The sequence below is a fragment of the Streptomyces sp. NBC_00028 genome (genome assembly GCF_045041065.1).
Lineage (GTDB): Bacteria > Actinomycetota > Actinomycetes > Streptomycetales > Streptomycetaceae > Streptomyces.
In genome coordinates, this window is the sequence record NZ_CP108293.1 from 2,908,866 (window position 1) to 2,923,352 (window position 14,487).

12 protein-coding genes are annotated in these 14,487 nt (G+C 69.4%); 7 read left to right on the top strand and 5 right to left on the bottom strand.

Annotation, left to right across the window (positions count from 1 at the left end; genetic code table 11):
• Positions 1-231 precede the first annotated feature (231 nt).
• On the top strand, positions 232-2,688 hold the full coding sequence (locus OG885_RS12705) for a DNA topoisomerase (ATP-hydrolyzing) subunit A (RefSeq protein ID WP_405730434.1): 2,457 nt from the start codon (positions 232-234) through the stop codon (positions 2,686-2,688).
• On the opposite strand, the gene OG885_RS12710 is transcribed toward OG885_RS12705, so the two are convergent.
• Positions 2,685-3,773, bottom strand: coding sequence for a CobW family GTP-binding protein (locus OG885_RS12710; protein ID WP_405730436.1), 1,089 nt, complete (start codon positions 3,771-3,773; stop codon positions 2,685-2,687). The genes OG885_RS12705 and OG885_RS12710 overlap by 4 nt on opposite strands.
• A gap of 322 nt (positions 3,774-4,095) precedes the next feature.
• Here OG885_RS12710 and OG885_RS12715 point away from each other — a divergent pair, with 322 nt between their 5' ends.
• Positions 4,096-4,644 (top strand): DUF6082 family protein, encoded by a 549-nt coding sequence (locus OG885_RS12715; RefSeq protein ID WP_405730438.1) that lies wholly within the window; start codon positions 4,096-4,098, stop codon positions 4,642-4,644.
• Between the two features lie 263 nt (positions 4,645-4,907).
• Complete coding sequence (locus tag OG885_RS12720; protein WP_399950331.1) at positions 4,908-5,147, top strand: hypothetical protein; 240 nt, start codon at positions 4,908-4,910, stop codon at positions 5,145-5,147.
• Between the two features lie 391 nt (positions 5,148-5,538).
• Here the strand turns inward: OG885_RS12720 and OG885_RS12725 are convergent, their stop codons facing one another.
• The gene (locus OG885_RS12725) at positions 5,539-6,699 is read right to left on the bottom strand and encodes a citrate synthase/methylcitrate synthase (RefSeq protein WP_405730440.1); all 1,161 of its coding nucleotides are present in this window, start codon (positions 6,697-6,699) and stop codon (positions 5,539-5,541) included.
• 98 nt (positions 6,700-6,797) lie between these two features.
• On the opposite strand from OG885_RS12725, the gene OG885_RS12730 reads away from it, so the two are divergent.
• The 4 genes from OG885_RS12730 to OG885_RS12745 all read left to right on the top strand — a co-directional run bounded on the left by OG885_RS12730 (position 6,798) and on the right by OG885_RS12745 (position 11,532).
• Positions 6,798-8,057 carry a citrate synthase gene (locus OG885_RS12730; protein WP_405730442.1) on the top strand — a complete coding sequence of 420 codons (1,260 nt, stop codon included), beginning with the start codon at positions 6,798-6,800 and terminating at the stop codon, positions 8,055-8,057.
• 54 nt (positions 8,058-8,111) lie between these two features.
• Positions 8,112-9,056, top strand: a complete 945-nt coding sequence (locus OG885_RS12735) for a sucrase ferredoxin (RefSeq protein ID WP_405730444.1) — start codon at positions 8,112-8,114, stop codon at positions 9,054-9,056.
• Between the two features lie 125 nt (positions 9,057-9,181).
• Complete coding sequence (locus OG885_RS12740) at positions 9,182-10,852, top strand: ATP-binding protein (RefSeq protein ID WP_405730446.1); 1,671 nt, start codon at positions 9,182-9,184, stop codon at positions 10,850-10,852.
• Positions 10,852-11,532 carry a response regulator gene (locus OG885_RS12745; RefSeq protein ID WP_405742711.1) on the top strand — a complete coding sequence of 227 codons (681 nt, stop codon included), beginning with the start codon at positions 10,852-10,854 and terminating at the stop codon, positions 11,530-11,532. Before OG885_RS12740 ends, OG885_RS12745 begins: the two co-directional genes overlap by 1 nt.
• Positions 11,533-11,601: 69 nt before the next feature.
• Here OG885_RS12745 and OG885_RS12750 read toward each other — a convergent pair whose 3' ends face one another.
• From OG885_RS12750 to OG885_RS12760, 3 genes are read right to left on the bottom strand one after another with little or no spacing between them, the layout of a single operon-like run.
• Positions 11,602-12,657 (bottom strand): ABC transporter substrate-binding protein, encoded by a 1,056-nt coding sequence (locus OG885_RS12750; RefSeq protein ID WP_405730448.1) that lies wholly within the window; start codon positions 12,655-12,657, stop codon positions 11,602-11,604.
• 56 nt (positions 12,658-12,713) lie between these two features.
• Positions 12,714-13,580 carry an ABC transporter permease gene (locus tag OG885_RS12755; protein ID WP_405730450.1) on the bottom strand — a complete coding sequence of 289 codons (867 nt, stop codon included), beginning with the start codon at positions 13,578-13,580 and terminating at the stop codon, positions 12,714-12,716.
• Entirely contained in the window at positions 13,570-14,385 is an 816-nt protein-coding gene (locus tag OG885_RS12760; protein ID WP_405730452.1) for an ABC transporter ATP-binding protein, read from the bottom strand. The genes OG885_RS12755 and OG885_RS12760 overlap by 11 nt, the downstream gene beginning before the upstream one ends.
• Positions 14,386-14,487 lie beyond the last annotated feature (102 nt).

Consider the following 14,487-nt stretch of genomic DNA (forward strand, 5'->3'; position numbering starts at 1 on the left):
GAAGTTCCCGGTGGTCGTACGCCGACAGCGAGATCCCGTAGCCTGCGGACGGGCCGCCGTGCGGCGCGGGTGAACTTCCGGCGGGAGAGCTGACGTCGGGTCGTCGTCCGCGTTGTCAGTGCCGGGGTCCACAATGGTCCGCGTCAGATCCCGTTCACGCTTGAGCAAGAGTGAGCCGAAGGGGCGCGAGCGACCCATAGGCGAGCGACCAGAAAAGAGGAGCCGGCAGCGATGGCCCGCCGCAGCACGAAGACCCCGCCGCCCGACGACTCGTACGAGGAGAAGATCCTCGACATCGACGTCGTCGACGAGATGCAGGGCTCCTTCCTCGAGTACGCGTACTCGGTCATCTACTCCCGAGCCCTGCCGGACGCCCGCGACGGCCTCAAGCCGGTGCACCGGCGCATCGTCTACCAGATGAACGAGATGGGGCTGCGTCCCGACCGCGGCTATGTGAAGTGCGCGCGCGTGGTCGGCGAAGTGATGGGTAAGTTGCACCCGCACGGCGACTCGTCGATCTACGACGCCCTGGTGCGCATGGCCCAGCCGTTCTCGATGCGCGTGCCGCTGGTCGACGGCCACGGCAACTTCGGCTCCCTGGGCAACGACGACCCGCCGGCCGCCATGCGGTACACCGAGTGCCGGCAGGCGCAGGCGACGAGCCTGATGACCGAGTCGATCGACGAGGACACGGTCGACTTCGCGCCGAACTACGACGGCCAGGAGCAGGAGCCGGTGGCCCTGCCCGCCGCGTTCCCGAACCTGCTGGTGAACGGCTCGTCGGGCATCGCGGTCGGCATGGCCACCAACATGCCGCCGCACAACCTCTCCGAGGTCATCGCCGCCGCCCGCCATCTGATCCGCTATCCCAACGCGGACCTGGACACCCTGATGAAGTACGTCCCCGGCCCCGACCTGCCCACGGGCGGCCGGATCGTCGGCCTGGCCGGCATCCGGGACGCGTACGAGACGGGCCGCGGCACCTTCAAGATCCGCGCCACGGTGTCGGTGGAGACGGTGACCGCCCGCCGCAAGGGCCTGGTCATCACCGAGCTGCCCTTCGCGGTCGGCCCGGAGAAGGTCATCGCCAAGATCAAGGACATGGTCGGCTCGAAGAAGATCCAGGGCATCGCCGACGTCAAGGACCTCACCGACCGTGCGCACGGCCTGCGTCTGGTCATCGAGATCAAGAACGGCTTCGTTCCCGAGGCGGTCCTGGAGCAGCTCTACAAGCTGACGCCGATGGAGGAGTCCTTCGGCATCAACAACGTCGCCCTGGTCGACGGCCAGCCCCTGACGCTGGGTCTCAAGGAGCTCCTGGAGGTCTACCTCGACCACCGCTTCGAGGTCGTCCGCCGCCGCAGCGAGTTCCGCCGCACCAAGCGCCGCGACCGACTGCACCTGGTCGAGGGCCTGCTGACGGCCCTGATCGACATCGACGAGGTCATCCGCCTCATCCGGCAGAGCGAGAACTCCGCGCAGGCGAAGCAGCGCCTCATGGAGCGCTTCTCCCTGTCGGAGATCCAGACCCAGTACATCCTGGACACCCCCCTCCGCCGTCTCACCAAGTTCGACCGCATCGAACTGGAGACGGAGAAGGAGCGGCTCAACACGGAGATCGAGCAGCTGACCGCGATCCTCGACTCGGACGCGGAGCTGCGCAAGCTGGTCTCCACCGAACTGGCTGCGGTGTCAAAGCAGTTCGGCACCGACCGGCGTACGGTCCTGCTGGAGTCGGCGGGCGCCCCCGCGACCGCCGTCCCGCTCCAGGTGGCGGATGATCCGTGCCGGGTGCTGCTGTCCTCGACGGGCCTGTTGGCGCGTACGGCCAACGGCGAACCGTTCCCGGCCGACGCCGACGGCAAGCGCGTCAAGCACGACGTGATCGTCTCGGCGGTCCCGGCGACCGCGCGCGGCGAGATCGGCGCGGTAACCTCGGAAGGCCGCCTGCTGCGGATCAACGTCGTCGACCTGCCGCAACTGCCCGAGACGGCCTCCGCCCCGAACCTCTCCGGCGGAGCCCCCCTGACGGAGTTCGTCTCCCTGACCGACGGTGAGACGGTGGTCTGCCTGATCACCCTCGACGAGTCGTCGCCGGGCCTGGCGCTCGGCACGGAACAGGGCGTCGTGAAGCGTGTCGTCCCCGACTACCCCTCGAACAAGGAGGAGTTGGAGGTCATCACGCTCAAGGAAGGCGACCGGATCGTCGGCGCGGTCGAGCTGCGCACCGGCGACGAGGACCTGGTCTTCGTCACCGACGACGCGCAGCTGCTGCGCTACCAGGCCGCGCAGGTCCGCCCCCAGGGCCGCCCCGCCGGCGGCATGGCGGGCATCAAGCTCACGGACGGCGCGAAGGTCATCTCCTTCACGGCGGTGGACCCGGCGGTGGACGCGGTGGTCTTCACGGTCGCGGGCTCGCGCGGCACGCTGGACGACTCCGTCCAGACGACGGCCAAGCTGACCCCGTTCGACCAGTACCCGCGCAAGGGCCGCGCCACCGGTGGCGTCCGCTGCCAGCGCTTCCTGAAGGGCGAGGACTGCCTGTCCTTCGCCTGGGCGGGCGCCGTACCGGCGAAGGCGGCCCAGAAGAACGGCACCCCGGCCGACCTCCCGGAGATGGACCCGCGCCGCGACGGTTCGGGCGTGTCGCTGGCGAAGACGGTGTCGGTGGTGGCGGGACCGGTCTAGGCCTCTTCGAGGGGCTCGGGGGCTTCGTCCTCCGGGCCCTGGACGTAACGCAGGACGCCCCACATACCGTGCTCGTCGGCGGTGTGCGGGGCGTCGCTCTTGCACGCCTCCAGTTCCTTGCCGAGCGCGGGGGTGTCGAGGCCGGAGCCGATGAGGACGAGCTGGGTAAGTCGCTGGTCTCCGTCGGGCCAGGGCTCGGGATAGAACCGCAGGAACCGCCCGACGGCGTGCACGGCATACCGGTTGACGGTGTCGTACGGCCCGAAGTCGACGTACCCCTTGATCCGGTACAGCCCTGCGGACCGCCCGTCGAGGAACTGCATCAACCGGCGCGGGTCGAGCGGCACTTCGGAGACGAAGGAGAGGCTGTCGTAGCCGCTGTGCAGATGCCCATGCCCGGTGTGGTCCTCGGTGGCCTCGGTGTCGGGCCCGCGGTGGAGGTCGTCGAAGGACAGCTGCCCGACGCGCTCCTCGCCGGGCCGGCAGTCGAAGAGGAACTCGGGGTCGATACGGCCGTAGGTGGCGGGGACGACGGCGGCACACTCGGTCAGCTCGCGGACCAGCCCGATGACACGGTCGCCGTCGGCGGCGCGGTCGAGCTTGTTGACGACGACGAGGTCGGCGAGGGCGAGATGCCGGTCGATCTCGGGGTGCTTCGCCCGCGTGTCGTCGAACTCGGCGGCATCGACGACTTCGACGAGCCCGCCGTAGACGATTCCAGGATGCTCGCTGGCGAGCACCATACGCACGAGTTCCTGCGGCTCGGCGAGCCCGCTGGCCTCGATGACGATGACGTCGATGCCGGTGTCGGGCCGGGCAAGCCGCTCCAGGTAGCTGTCGAGCTCACTGGCGTCCACGGCACAGCACAGACAGCCGTTGCCGAGCGAGACGGTGGAGTCGCCGAGGGCGCCCGCGACGGCCATGGCGTCGATCTCGATGGCACCGAAGTCGTTGACGATCGCGCCGATGCGGCTGCCGCCGCTGCGGTGGAGGAGGTGGTTGAGGAGGGTGGTCTTGCCGGAACCCAGGAATCCGGCGAGAACGACGACCGGGATCTGCCGCTGACCGGGGCTCGGCTGACGCAACGTACGACCTCTTTCACGCTGGTGCGCGCACCGGATCGCGGTTCCGGCGCACGTACGAGGTTTGAATGCCGGACCAGGATACGAGCCGGAAGAATCACCGCGAAGTGAACGATTGTTAGCAGCACTTGCGGGGCAGACGTTGGGCATGGCGCCGGTCCGTGCGACCCTCACTTCCCTCCGTGCGCCTCCTCTCCGCCTCCCCCGCCGATCAGAGCCGCTCGGCACCCTGGGAGACGGCAAGCGCCGCCCTCCGCTCGCCGGTCCCCAACAGTCGACCCGCAACCCGACGACCGGCGGACGGCCGCCTGACTCGGGGGTTGACATGGCCACACGGAACTATGGGATACGCGGGCTGATGATGGCTGGGCTCGGTGCGGCCGCCGGCGCCCTCGCGACGACGGCCGCACAGCACAACACCATCCAGGGGTTACGCATCCGCCTCGAGCACTTGGAGCAGGCAGCACACTCGCGACGCCAGACCAATTTCGCTCATCAGCAGCGCCTTCACTGGGAGTTGCTGAGCAAGGCCATGGACGACCCTGATCTGGCCGAGGTGCTGGACGCCTACAACGGGACCGTCCCGCCCCGGAAACAGCGGCAGTTCCTCTTCGCCAACGCCCTCTACACCAACGCGCTCTGCTACTACCGGATGGGCAACCTGACCCGCGAGGAGTTCTTCGGGCATGCGCGGAGCATGCTCCAGATCCCCGTCTTTCGTGAGTACTGGTACGCGACGCGACCGCATCGGGCGACGTTGATCGACTCGTCCGACGAGGCCAAGATCGGGCGCATGGTCGATGACCTTCTGGTGCAGTTGGAAGAGGCGGACGCCGACGAGTGGTGGGTCATCGGGTACCCACCGAGCGAGTAGGGCTCCTCGGCCCGGCGCGAAATCCGGTCTGGGCGCCACCTTCCCCGGCACTTCACACGGTTGGGCGGTAACAAAGCAGTAAACGGTGGCGTTTCCCCAGAGGCCAACAAGGTTGACTACTGCGCATCTCTCGGAATGGGCCTATCCCTGCCATACCACCGTCCACGCTGCTGGTTGTCGAGACTGTGACCCCACCCGGGCCGCATCACAACGCGCAGCACCAAATGCGCATCTGACTCGACACCAGAAGGAACGCCAGAACAGTGAGCCGGATCATCCGTCGGATCGGTACCCCACCCATCGCCAGGGGGAGCACCACCGGTGCCAATTGCCCTGACATCTTCGAACTCTCCGACGGAAGGTTCGCGGTCATCGGCACGGACATCACCGACGAACTCGAGGCAGAGCTTCCTGCCGATGCGTCCAGAGCCGACTACGAACGCATCGTCGTGGTCACCCGGGAGACTCTCATCCATGCCAAGGCTGACATCCCTGACGCATAGTCGGCCGGAGTAGTCCCCTCCCCCGGTGTATTCACCTGCTCCGTCAGCCTGTGCTGGTTGACCTTCGGCAGGCCCGGCGCCCTGCGGTTCCCTCCGCAGGGCGCCTCGGGACGGCAGCACCCTGACGCAAGGTCCCCCACGAGAGGCCGGCATTCATGCGAACGATCACCGTTCGTCGTATCGGCACCTGGGCCACGGGTGCCCTCGACCGCGAACTGCCCGCCGATGCCGCCAAAGCCGACCACGAGCGGTTCAAGGTTGTCCCCCGCGAGACGCCGATTCGTGCCCGCAGGACATTGCCAGAGGCTGAGTGCCCGCCCTCCCCGGCCCACGCCAATGGAACGGGCAGATTCGGCACCGACCGACCGTCATGGCGAATCCGGTCATCAGGTCACGCCGGCACCGCCACCGGCGCCCCCGGCCCCACATACCGCGCCACCGGCCGAATGATCTTCGAGTCCTCCGCCTGCTCCAGGATGTTCGCGCTCCACCCCACCACCCGCCCCGCCGCGAACGTCGGTGTGAACATCTCGCGGGGCAGGCCGCACAGTTCCATGACCACGCCCGCGTAGAACTCGACGTTGGTGTGGAGTTCACGGCCGGGCTTCAACTCGGCCAGGATCGCCTCGACTTGACGTTCGACCTCGCCGGCGAAGGCGACGCGCGGGCCGCCGAAGCCTTCAGCGATCTCACGGAGCATGCGCGAGCGCGGGTCTTCGGTGCGGTAGATCGCGTGGCCGAACCCCATGATGCGCTCCCCGGCGAGGACGCGTTCGCGAATCCACGGGTCGATACGGTCCGGTGTGCCGATGGCGTCGAGGGTGTCCAGCGCCCGGCTGGGCGCTCCGCCGTGCAGGGGCCCCGACAGGGCTCCCACGGCGCCGACCAGACAGGCGGCGACATCCGCGCCCGTCGAGGTGATGACACGAGCCGTGAAGGTTGATGCATTGAATCCGTGATCAATGGTTGAGATCAAGTATTGCTCGATCGCCCTCGCCTGACGCGGCTCCGGCTCCGAACCCGTCAGCATGTAGAGGTAGTTGGCCGCGTAGGACAGATCCTCACGCGGCTCGACCGGCTCCAGCCCCCGGCCCAACCGGTGCAGTGCCGTGAGCAGCGTCGGCACGGCCGCCGTGGCCACGATCGTGTCCTGACGCCGCCGGCCCGCGTCGATGTCGTACACCGGCCGAAACCCCTTCGCCGCTCCCAGCAACGACAACGCCGTACGCATCCCGGCCAACGGGCCGGAGGCCGTACCCGCCGACGCGATGGCCGGCAGCGCGGCGCGGACGCCCTCCGGCAACCGGCGCAGCGCCGCGGTCTCGGCGGCGAAGGCGGCGCTGCGGGCGGCGTCCGGCAGTGCGCCGTGGACCAGGAGATGCCAGACGTCCTCGAAGCTGCGGGTCTGCGCGAGTTCGACGGCCGAGTACTGGCGGTAGTGGTAGAAGCCCTCGATCCCTCGGACGTCACCGATCTCGGTGTCGGTGACGACGACGCCCGCGAGTCCTCGCGGTACATCGACAAGCGTGGCTGAGGTCCTGTTGACGGACATGTTTCCTCCCTGGACTTGATTCGACTGTCCATGATTGACTCAATCGCTGTCAATATTGATTGAATCAATATGTAGTCCATACGGATACGGTGAGGCCCATGCGCGATCACGAACCCGCCCCCACCCCTCACGGCGACCGGCGGCTGAGCACCAAAGAGGCAGCCGAACTGCTGGGCGTGAAGCCCGAGACCGTGTACGCCTATGTGAGCCGCGGTCAGCTCAGCAGCCGACGCGTGCCCGGCGGCCGCGGCAGCACCTTCGACGCCCGAGAGGTGGAGACCCTCGCCGGGCGCAACAAGCGTGAGAGCGGCGGGAGTTCGGGCTCCGGCGGGGAACTCGCGGTACGGACCCGGATCACGCTCATCGACGCGGACAGGTACTACTTCCGCGGTGTGGACGCGACCGAGCTGGCCGCACGCCACTCCTACGAGGAGATCGCCGAGTGGCTCTGGACCGGGCGGATGCGGCCCGGCACGACGTTCACCGCACCCGACGCCTCCGTCGCCGTCGCCCGCCGCGCCGTCGACGCCCTGCCCGAACACGCCTCACCCACCGACCGGTTGCGGGTCGCGGCCATCGCCGCCGCGGCCTCGGACCCGCTGCGCTTCGACCTGTCCGAGGACGCCGTCCTGGGCACCGCCCGTGTCCTCATCCCCACCCTCGTCGCCGCCCTGCCTCCGGTTCGGGCCGACCACCGCGACGAGGGCTCACTGGCTCGGCGCCTGTGGGCGCGGCTCAGCGGTCGTGCCGCCGACGAGGCGTCCCTGCGCGTGCTGGACACCGCGCTGGGCCTGCTGGTCGACCACGACCTGGCCGCCTCCACGCTCGCGGTGCGCGTCGCGGCCTCGGCCCGGGCCCACGCCTACGCGGCCGTCTCCGCCGGGCTCGGCGTGCTGGAGGGCCCCCTGCACGGCGCCGCCAGCGGCCTCGCCCACCGGCTGCTGAACGACGTACTGGAACAGGGCGACGCCGGCCCCGTGATCGCGGACGAACTGCGCGCCGGACGCCGTATCCCCGGGCTCGGCCATCGTCTCTACCGTGGCGAGGATCCACGCGCACGTGCCCTGTTCGAGCTTCTGGAGGAGATCCCCCGCGCCGAACCCGCCCTCCTCGCGGCCCGCGACGTCGTGGCCACGACTGCACGCCACACCCCGCTGCACGCCAACGTCGACCTGGCGCTCGCGGTCCTCACCTCCTCCGCCGGGATGCCCGCCACCGCCGGCGAGACGATCTTCGCCGTCGCCCGGACGGCGGGCTGGATCGCCCACGCCCTGGAGGAGTACGGGGAGCGCCCGCTGCGCATGCGCCCGAGCGGCTTCTACGTAGGCGCCAAGCCACCTCAGCCCCTCCCCGAGTAGCGCAGCGGCGTGCTCGGAAGTCGCCATCGGGCAAGTCAGGTTAGGCTCACCTCTGTGAGTACGTGTTCAACCGTCTCCCGGGACCTCGACGAGCCCATCGCGGGCACCGCGGCCACCGCCAGGACCTGGCTGCTCCTGGAACAGCCCGGCCCCTGGGGCGCCCACGCGCTCACGTCGAGCCATCTTGACCCCGTGCTGGGCCGCGCCCTGGAGCGGGCGGCGAAGGGCACGGGCGTCCGTGTCGCGCTCATCCGCCGCCCCGGGCGGCACGCGGACTGCGGGACCCCGTCCGCACGCCGCGTGTACGTGTCCCACACCGCCCCCGGAAACGTCTGGCTGCGCAGCGCCACGATCCGTGATCCGCGGCGCCTTCTCGACCTGGACCTCACCGCGCTCGGCTCCGGCGACCACCGCAGCTTCGACGCGGCACTGGACGGGCGGGCCCACACCGGTGCCCCGCTCGCCCTCGTCTGCACCAACGGCAAGCGCGACCGCTGCTGCGCCCTTCTGGGGCGGCCCCTCGCGGCCGAGCTGTCCGCCTCCGGGGTCGAGGGCGTCTGGGAGGTCACCCATCTGGGTGGACATCGCTTCTCGCCGACCCTGCTCGTGCTGCCGTACGGCTACGCGTACGGCCGGGTCGGGGCCCCCGCCGTCAAGGAGATCCTCCACAGCGCCCAGGACGGCCGGATCGTTCTGGAGGGATGTCGGGGGAGTTCGGCCTGGGAGCGGCCCGGGCAGGCGGCCGAGCTGGCCGTGCGTGCGGCGGTGGACGAGTACGCGGCGGACGCCCTGGTCGTCGTACGGACGGAGGGCGCGGCACCGCGGTGGGAGGTGACCGTCGCGCACGTGGACGGCCGTCATTGGCGGGTCGTGGTGGCCCAGGGCGCGTCCCTGCCGCCCCGCGCGGAGAGCTGCGGGACATCGGTGCTCGGTGCGCCCGCGCGGATGGACGTGGTGGCGGTGCGGGAGTTGACGCCATCTTCGGCCCTGGCGAGCTGAACAAGCCGAACAGGGTGGTCAAGGGGTTCATCCGCTGATCAAGCAGGCCATCTGCTGATCAAGTGGGTTGATCAAGAGATCCACGCCACACCCCTACGGCAGCCCGTACCCCTCCGCGTACCGTCATGGGTATGAGCCGCCCCACTCCCCCCGTACGACGCCTCCGCCTCGGGCTGCCGCGGCGGATGTTCTCGCAGGTGCTGCTGATGCAGCTCGCGATCGCAGCGGGAGTCACGGTGCTCGCGACCGGGCTGTTCCTCGCACCGCTCAGCAACCAGCTGGACGACCAGGCGATGCGCCGCGCTCTCGCCATCGCCCAGACGACCGCGCAGCAGCCGCAGATCGCGGAGGACCTGCAGACCACGCCCTACTCGGTCGACGGACCGGTGCAGAAGGAGGCCGAGCGGATCCGCAAGGCCACCCAGGCCGAGTACGTCGTGATCATGAACAACCAGGGCATCCGCTGGTCCCACACCGACCCGAAGGAGATCGGCGGAAAGGTCTCCACCGACCCCGCGCGGGCGCTCGCGGGCGAGGAGGTCATGGAGATCGACGAGGGCACCCTGGGCCGCTCGGCCCGCGGCAAGGTGCCCCTGCGTGACAGCGACGGGACCATCATCGGGGCGGTCTCGGTCGGCATCGCGTACGACAGCGTCCGGGCCCGGCTGATCCACGCCATCCCGGGACTGCTCGCCTACGCCGGCGGCGCCCTGGCCGTCGGCGCGCTGGCCGCCTGGTTGATCTCCCGGCGGGTCCAGCGGCAGACCCGGGACCTGGCCTTCTCCGACATCTCGGCGCTGCTCGCGGAGCGCGAGGCGATGCTGCACGGCATCAGGGAGGGCGTCGTCGCCCTGGACCGGGCCGGCCGGGTCCGCCTCCTCAACGACGAGGCGCAGCGGCTGCTGGGCATCGGCGACGAGTCCGTGGGCCGCTCCCCCGACCAGGCGCTCGGCGAGGGCCGCACGGCCGACGTGCTGGCCGGGCGCGTCACCGGCACCGACCTGCTCACCGTCCGCGGCCAGCGGGTCCTGATCGCCAACCGTATGCCCACGGACGACGGCGGCGCCGTCGCGACCCTGCGCGACCGTACGGAGCTGGAGCAGCTGGGCCGCGAGCTCGACTCCACGCGCGGGCTGATCGACGCCCTGCGCGCCCAGGACCACGAACACGCCAACCGCATGCACACGCTGCTCGGACTGCTCGAACTGGAGATGTACGACGACGCCGTGGAGTTCGTCGGGGAGGTGGTCGGCGACCACCGTGCCACCGCGGAACAGGTCACCGAGAAGATCAAGGATCCGTTGCTCGCCGCCCTGCTGGTCGGCAAGGCGACCGTCGCCGCGGAGCGCGGGGTCGCGCTGTGGATCTCGGACCGGACCAGCCTCCCCGACCGGCTGATCGACCCCCGGGGGATCGTCACGGTGGTCGGCAACCTGGTCGACAACGCGCTGGACGCCGTAGGAGGAAAGCCGCACGCGCGTGTGGAGGTCGAACTGCGCTCAGAGGGCCGTACCGCCGTCCTCAGAGTGCGGGACACGGGGCCTGGCATTCCGGTGGAACATCGCGAACTGGTCTTCACCGAGGGGTGGTCCACCAAGCAGCCGCCCGCGCACGGAAAGCGTGGCATCGGGCTCTCCCTGGTGCGTCGCCTGGCCGAACGGCAAGGTGGCAGCGCCGCCGTGACCGAGGCCGACGGAGGGGGCGCGGAGTTCACCGTCGTCCTGCCCGAGGCGCTGGCCGGTGACGACCTGGAGCCGGCGCTGACCGTTCCCGCCGCCCCCGAGGAGGAGTCGTGATGATCGAGGTGCTGGTCGTGGACGACGACACGCGGGTCGCGCAGGTCAACGCCGCCTACGTCGAGAAGGTGCCGGGCTTCCATGTGGCGGGCGAGGCCCACAGTGCTGCCGAGGCGCTGCGTCAGGTGGAGCTGCTGCCCCGCGTCGACCTGGTCCTCATGGACCACTACCTGCCCGACGCAACGGGTCTTTCGGTCGTCCAGGAGATGCGTCGCCGGGGTCACCAGACCGACGTGATCATGGTGACGGCCGCGCGGGACGTCACGACCGTGCAGGCCGCGATGCGGCACGGGGCGCTCCAGTACCTGGTCAAGCCGTTCGCCTTCGCGGGTCTGCGCGCCAAGCTGGAGGCGTACGCCGAGCTGCGCCGTACGCTCGACGGCGGCGGCGAGGCCGAACAGGCCGAGGTGGACCGTATCTTCGGCGCCCTGTCCGCGCCGTCCGAGCCGGATCTGCCCAAGGGGCACTCCCCCACGACCGCGGAGCTCGTACGGCAGTCCCTGATGCACGCGGAGGGGCCGCTGTCGGCCCAGGAGATCGCCGACCGGACGGGGGTGAGCCGGCAGACCGCCCAGCGCTATCTGAAGCTTCTGGAGCGCACCGGACGGGCCCGGCTCACGCTCAAGTACGGCGACGCGGGCCGCCCGGAACACCGTTACGTGTGGGCGACCCGCGCCTGAGGGCACGGCCCGTGGGGGCGGGGGAAGGAACCGTGCCCTCCCTCTATACGGATGCCGTCGTCACAGACGTCAGTCCGTGACCTTGTCCACGAACTCGGTCGTGTACGTCTTGTCGAGGTCGACGTCGGCCTTCTGGACGGCGGGGTTGAACGCCTTGAGCACCTTCTCGACGGTCTCGGGGCCGTTCTTCGGCATCACGCCGTCGTCGGTGAACATCGGCAGGGTGCTTTCGATGGCTGCCGCGTAGAGGATCTTGTTGCCCTGTGAGTAGTCGGCGGGCATCTTCTCGGCGATCTCCAGAGCGCTGTGTGTGGACATCCACTTGAGCGTCTTGACGAATGCATTGACCATCTTCTGGACGGTGTCCTTGTGTCCATTCATCCAGTCCGTCTGCATGTACAGACTTGACGACGGATACGGACCGCCGAGCGCCGCCTGGGATCCCGCGGGCGTGCGCATGTCGAGGAGGACTTTGCCCGCCTTCTTGTCCAGGATCGTCGCGACGGTCGGGTCGGTCGTCATGCCGCCGTCGATCGCGCCCTGCTGGAGCGCCGAGATGAAGGTCGGTCCGGCGCCGACGGCGACCGGCGTGAACTCGCTGACCTTCACGCCGTTCTTGACGGCGAGGTACTTGGTGAGGAAGTCGGTCGACGAGCCGAGACCCGTGACGCCCAGCTTCTTCCCCTTGAAGTCCTTGGGTGAGGTGATGTCGTCCGCCTTCTTGGTGGACACGATCTCCACCTCGCCGGGCGCGTGCGAGAACTGCACCACGGACTCGACGTGCTTGCCCTTCACCTGGAGGTCGAGCGTGTGGTCGTAGAAGCCGACGGCGCCCTGGACCTGGCCGGAGACGAGCGCGGTCTCGGCCTGGACGCCGGCCGGTTCGCTCAGCAACTCCACGTCGAGGCCCTCGGCGTCGAAGTAACCGAGCCGCTGGGTCAGCATCGCGGGCAGGTAGATGACCTTGTCGAGGCCGCCGACCATGATCTTGACCTTCGTACCCTTGCCGTCGCCCTTGCTGCCGGAGGAGGCGGTACTGGCCGCGTCATTGGCGCAGGCGGTGAGCGAGGAGAGAGCGAGCAGGCCGGCGGCGGCCAGGGCGGAGTATCTGGCGGTCTTGCGCATGAGGGTTCACGTCCTTGTGAAGGGAAGCAGGCGGAGGGGAGCCGGGATGCCTCGGGTCAGCTGTCGGAACCCGACGGCTTCCAGCGGAAGATGCGGCGCTCGGCGAAGGTGAGCAGCCCTTCGGCGACGAGCGCGACGACGGCGAGGATGACCATCGCGGCGTACACACCGGCCGCGTTGAAGGTGCCCTGCGACTGCGCGACGAGCAGGCCGATGCCCTTCGTAGCGCCGATGTACTCGCCGACGATCGCGCCGATGAGAGCGAAGCCGAAGCTCACGTGGAGGCTGGTGAAGATCCACGAGGTCGCGGACGGGATGACCACCTGGAGCGTCACCCGGCGGTCGCTCGCCCCGAGGATGCGGGCGTTGGCGACCAGGTTGCGGTCGACCTCGCGGGCGCCCTGGAAGGCGTTGAAGAACACCGGGAAGAAGACGAGCACGACCGCGGACGCGACCTTGGAGGCGGGCCCGAGGCCGAACCAGATCACGAAGATGGGTGCGAGGACGATCCTGGGTATGGAGTTGAGCACCTTGATGTATGGACCAAGCACATCGGCGAGAAAGGTGATCCGCCCCAGAGCGATGCCGAACACCACACCGGCGGCCACGCCGAAGACCCAACCGAGCAGCGCCTCGTGAAGCGTGGCCCAGATCTGTTCGCCCAATGATCCGAGCGCGGTCCCGTGGGTCACCCAGGTCCAGATCTGGTCCCAGATCTTCGTGGGCATCGAGAAGTTGAACGGGTCGATGACCTCCGCACGGGCGAGGACCTCCCACAGTCCGAGCACCACCACCAGCAGCAGCGCCCGGGAGGCGGCGACGACCATCCTGCGTCTCCGGGCGGCACGCGCGCGTGAATGGGCGCGGTCCGGCGGTGTCTTGGCCGTGTCGACGACCGGTGTGCTGATGACCTCAGGCGACATGGGCGGCACCTCTCTCGCGCGTGATGCGGACCTCTTCGCCGAGGGACTCCCAGATCTCGCGGTAGATCTCGATGAACCGCGGTTCCAGACGCACCGACTCGACCTTGCGCGGGCGGGGCAGGTCGATGTCGAAGACGTGTTTGACGGTGGCCGGCCCGGCCGTCATCACGACGACCCGGTCGGCCAGGGCGATGGACTCCTCCAGGTCGTGGGTGACGAACACGACGGAGGCGCCCGAGCCCTCCCACAGCCCCAGCAGTTCGTCCGACATCAGTGCCCGGGTCTGCACGTCGAGCGCCGAGAACGGCTCGTCCATCAGCAGGATCTCGGGGTCGTTGACGAAGGTCGCGGCGAGCGCCACGCGCTTGCGCTGTCCGCCGGACAGCTGGTGCGGATAGCGGTCCTCGAAGGCCGAGAGCCCGACCCGGGCCAGCCACTCACGCGCCTTCCGCTTCGCCTCCGCCTTCGGCACACCGCGAAAACGCGGGCCCGCCATGACATTGGACAGGACCGTGCGCCAGGGGAAGGTGGCGTCCTGCTGGAAGACGAACCCGACCTTGTCGCCCACGCCACGAACCGGCTCCCCGGCGACCACGACCTCGCCCTCGGAGGGTTCTTCGAGGCCGCTGACCAGGGTCAGCGTGGTCGACTTACCGCAGCCGGTGGGCCCGACGACGGCCACGAACTCCCCACGCTGGACCGTGAGATCAAGTCCCCGGACCGCCGTGTGCAGGCCCCCTGACGGGGTCCTGAACGTCTTGCTCGCGCCCCGCAGCTCGATGACGGGGCTGGTGTCTGCGCTCATGGCCGGGGACGGTAGGCGCGACCCCGGTGACGGCAGCAGCCTTCTGAGCGCATGCCGTTCTTTTGCTTGCAACAGCCTGTTGTGCTCGTTTTGCGCGCGCTA

Bases quoted from the DNA above. Each gene is read 5' to 3' on its own strand.
- OG885_RS12725 (WP_405730440.1), bottom strand. From the start codon at position 6,699: ATGTCCGTCAACAGGACCTCAGCCACGCTTGTCGATGTACCGCGAGGA.
- OG885_RS12740 (WP_405730446.1), top strand. From the start codon at position 9,182: ATGGGTATGAGCCGCCCCACTCCCCCCGTACGACGCCTCCGCCTCGGG.
- OG885_RS12750 (WP_405730448.1), bottom strand. From the start codon at position 12,657: ATGCGCAAGACCGCCAGATACTCCGCCCTGGCCGCCGCCGGCCTGCTC.
- OG885_RS12715 (WP_405730438.1), top strand. From the start codon at position 4,096: ATGGCCACACGGAACTATGGGATACGCGGGCTGATGATGGCTGGGCTC.
- OG885_RS12705 (WP_405730434.1), top strand. From the start codon at position 232: ATGGCCCGCCGCAGCACGAAGACCCCGCCGCCCGACGACTCGTACGAG.
- OG885_RS12745 (WP_405742711.1), top strand. From the start codon at position 10,852: ATGATCGAGGTGCTGGTCGTGGACGACGACACGCGGGTCGCGCAGGTC.
- OG885_RS12730 (WP_405730442.1), top strand. From the start codon at position 6,798: ATGCGCGATCACGAACCCGCCCCCACCCCTCACGGCGACCGGCGGCTG.
- OG885_RS12760 (WP_405730452.1), bottom strand. From the start codon at position 14,385: ATGAGCGCAGACACCAGCCCCGTCATCGAGCTGCGGGGCGCGAGCAAG.
- OG885_RS12755 (WP_405730450.1), bottom strand. From the start codon at position 13,580: ATGTCGCCTGAGGTCATCAGCACACCGGTCGTCGACACGGCCAAGACA.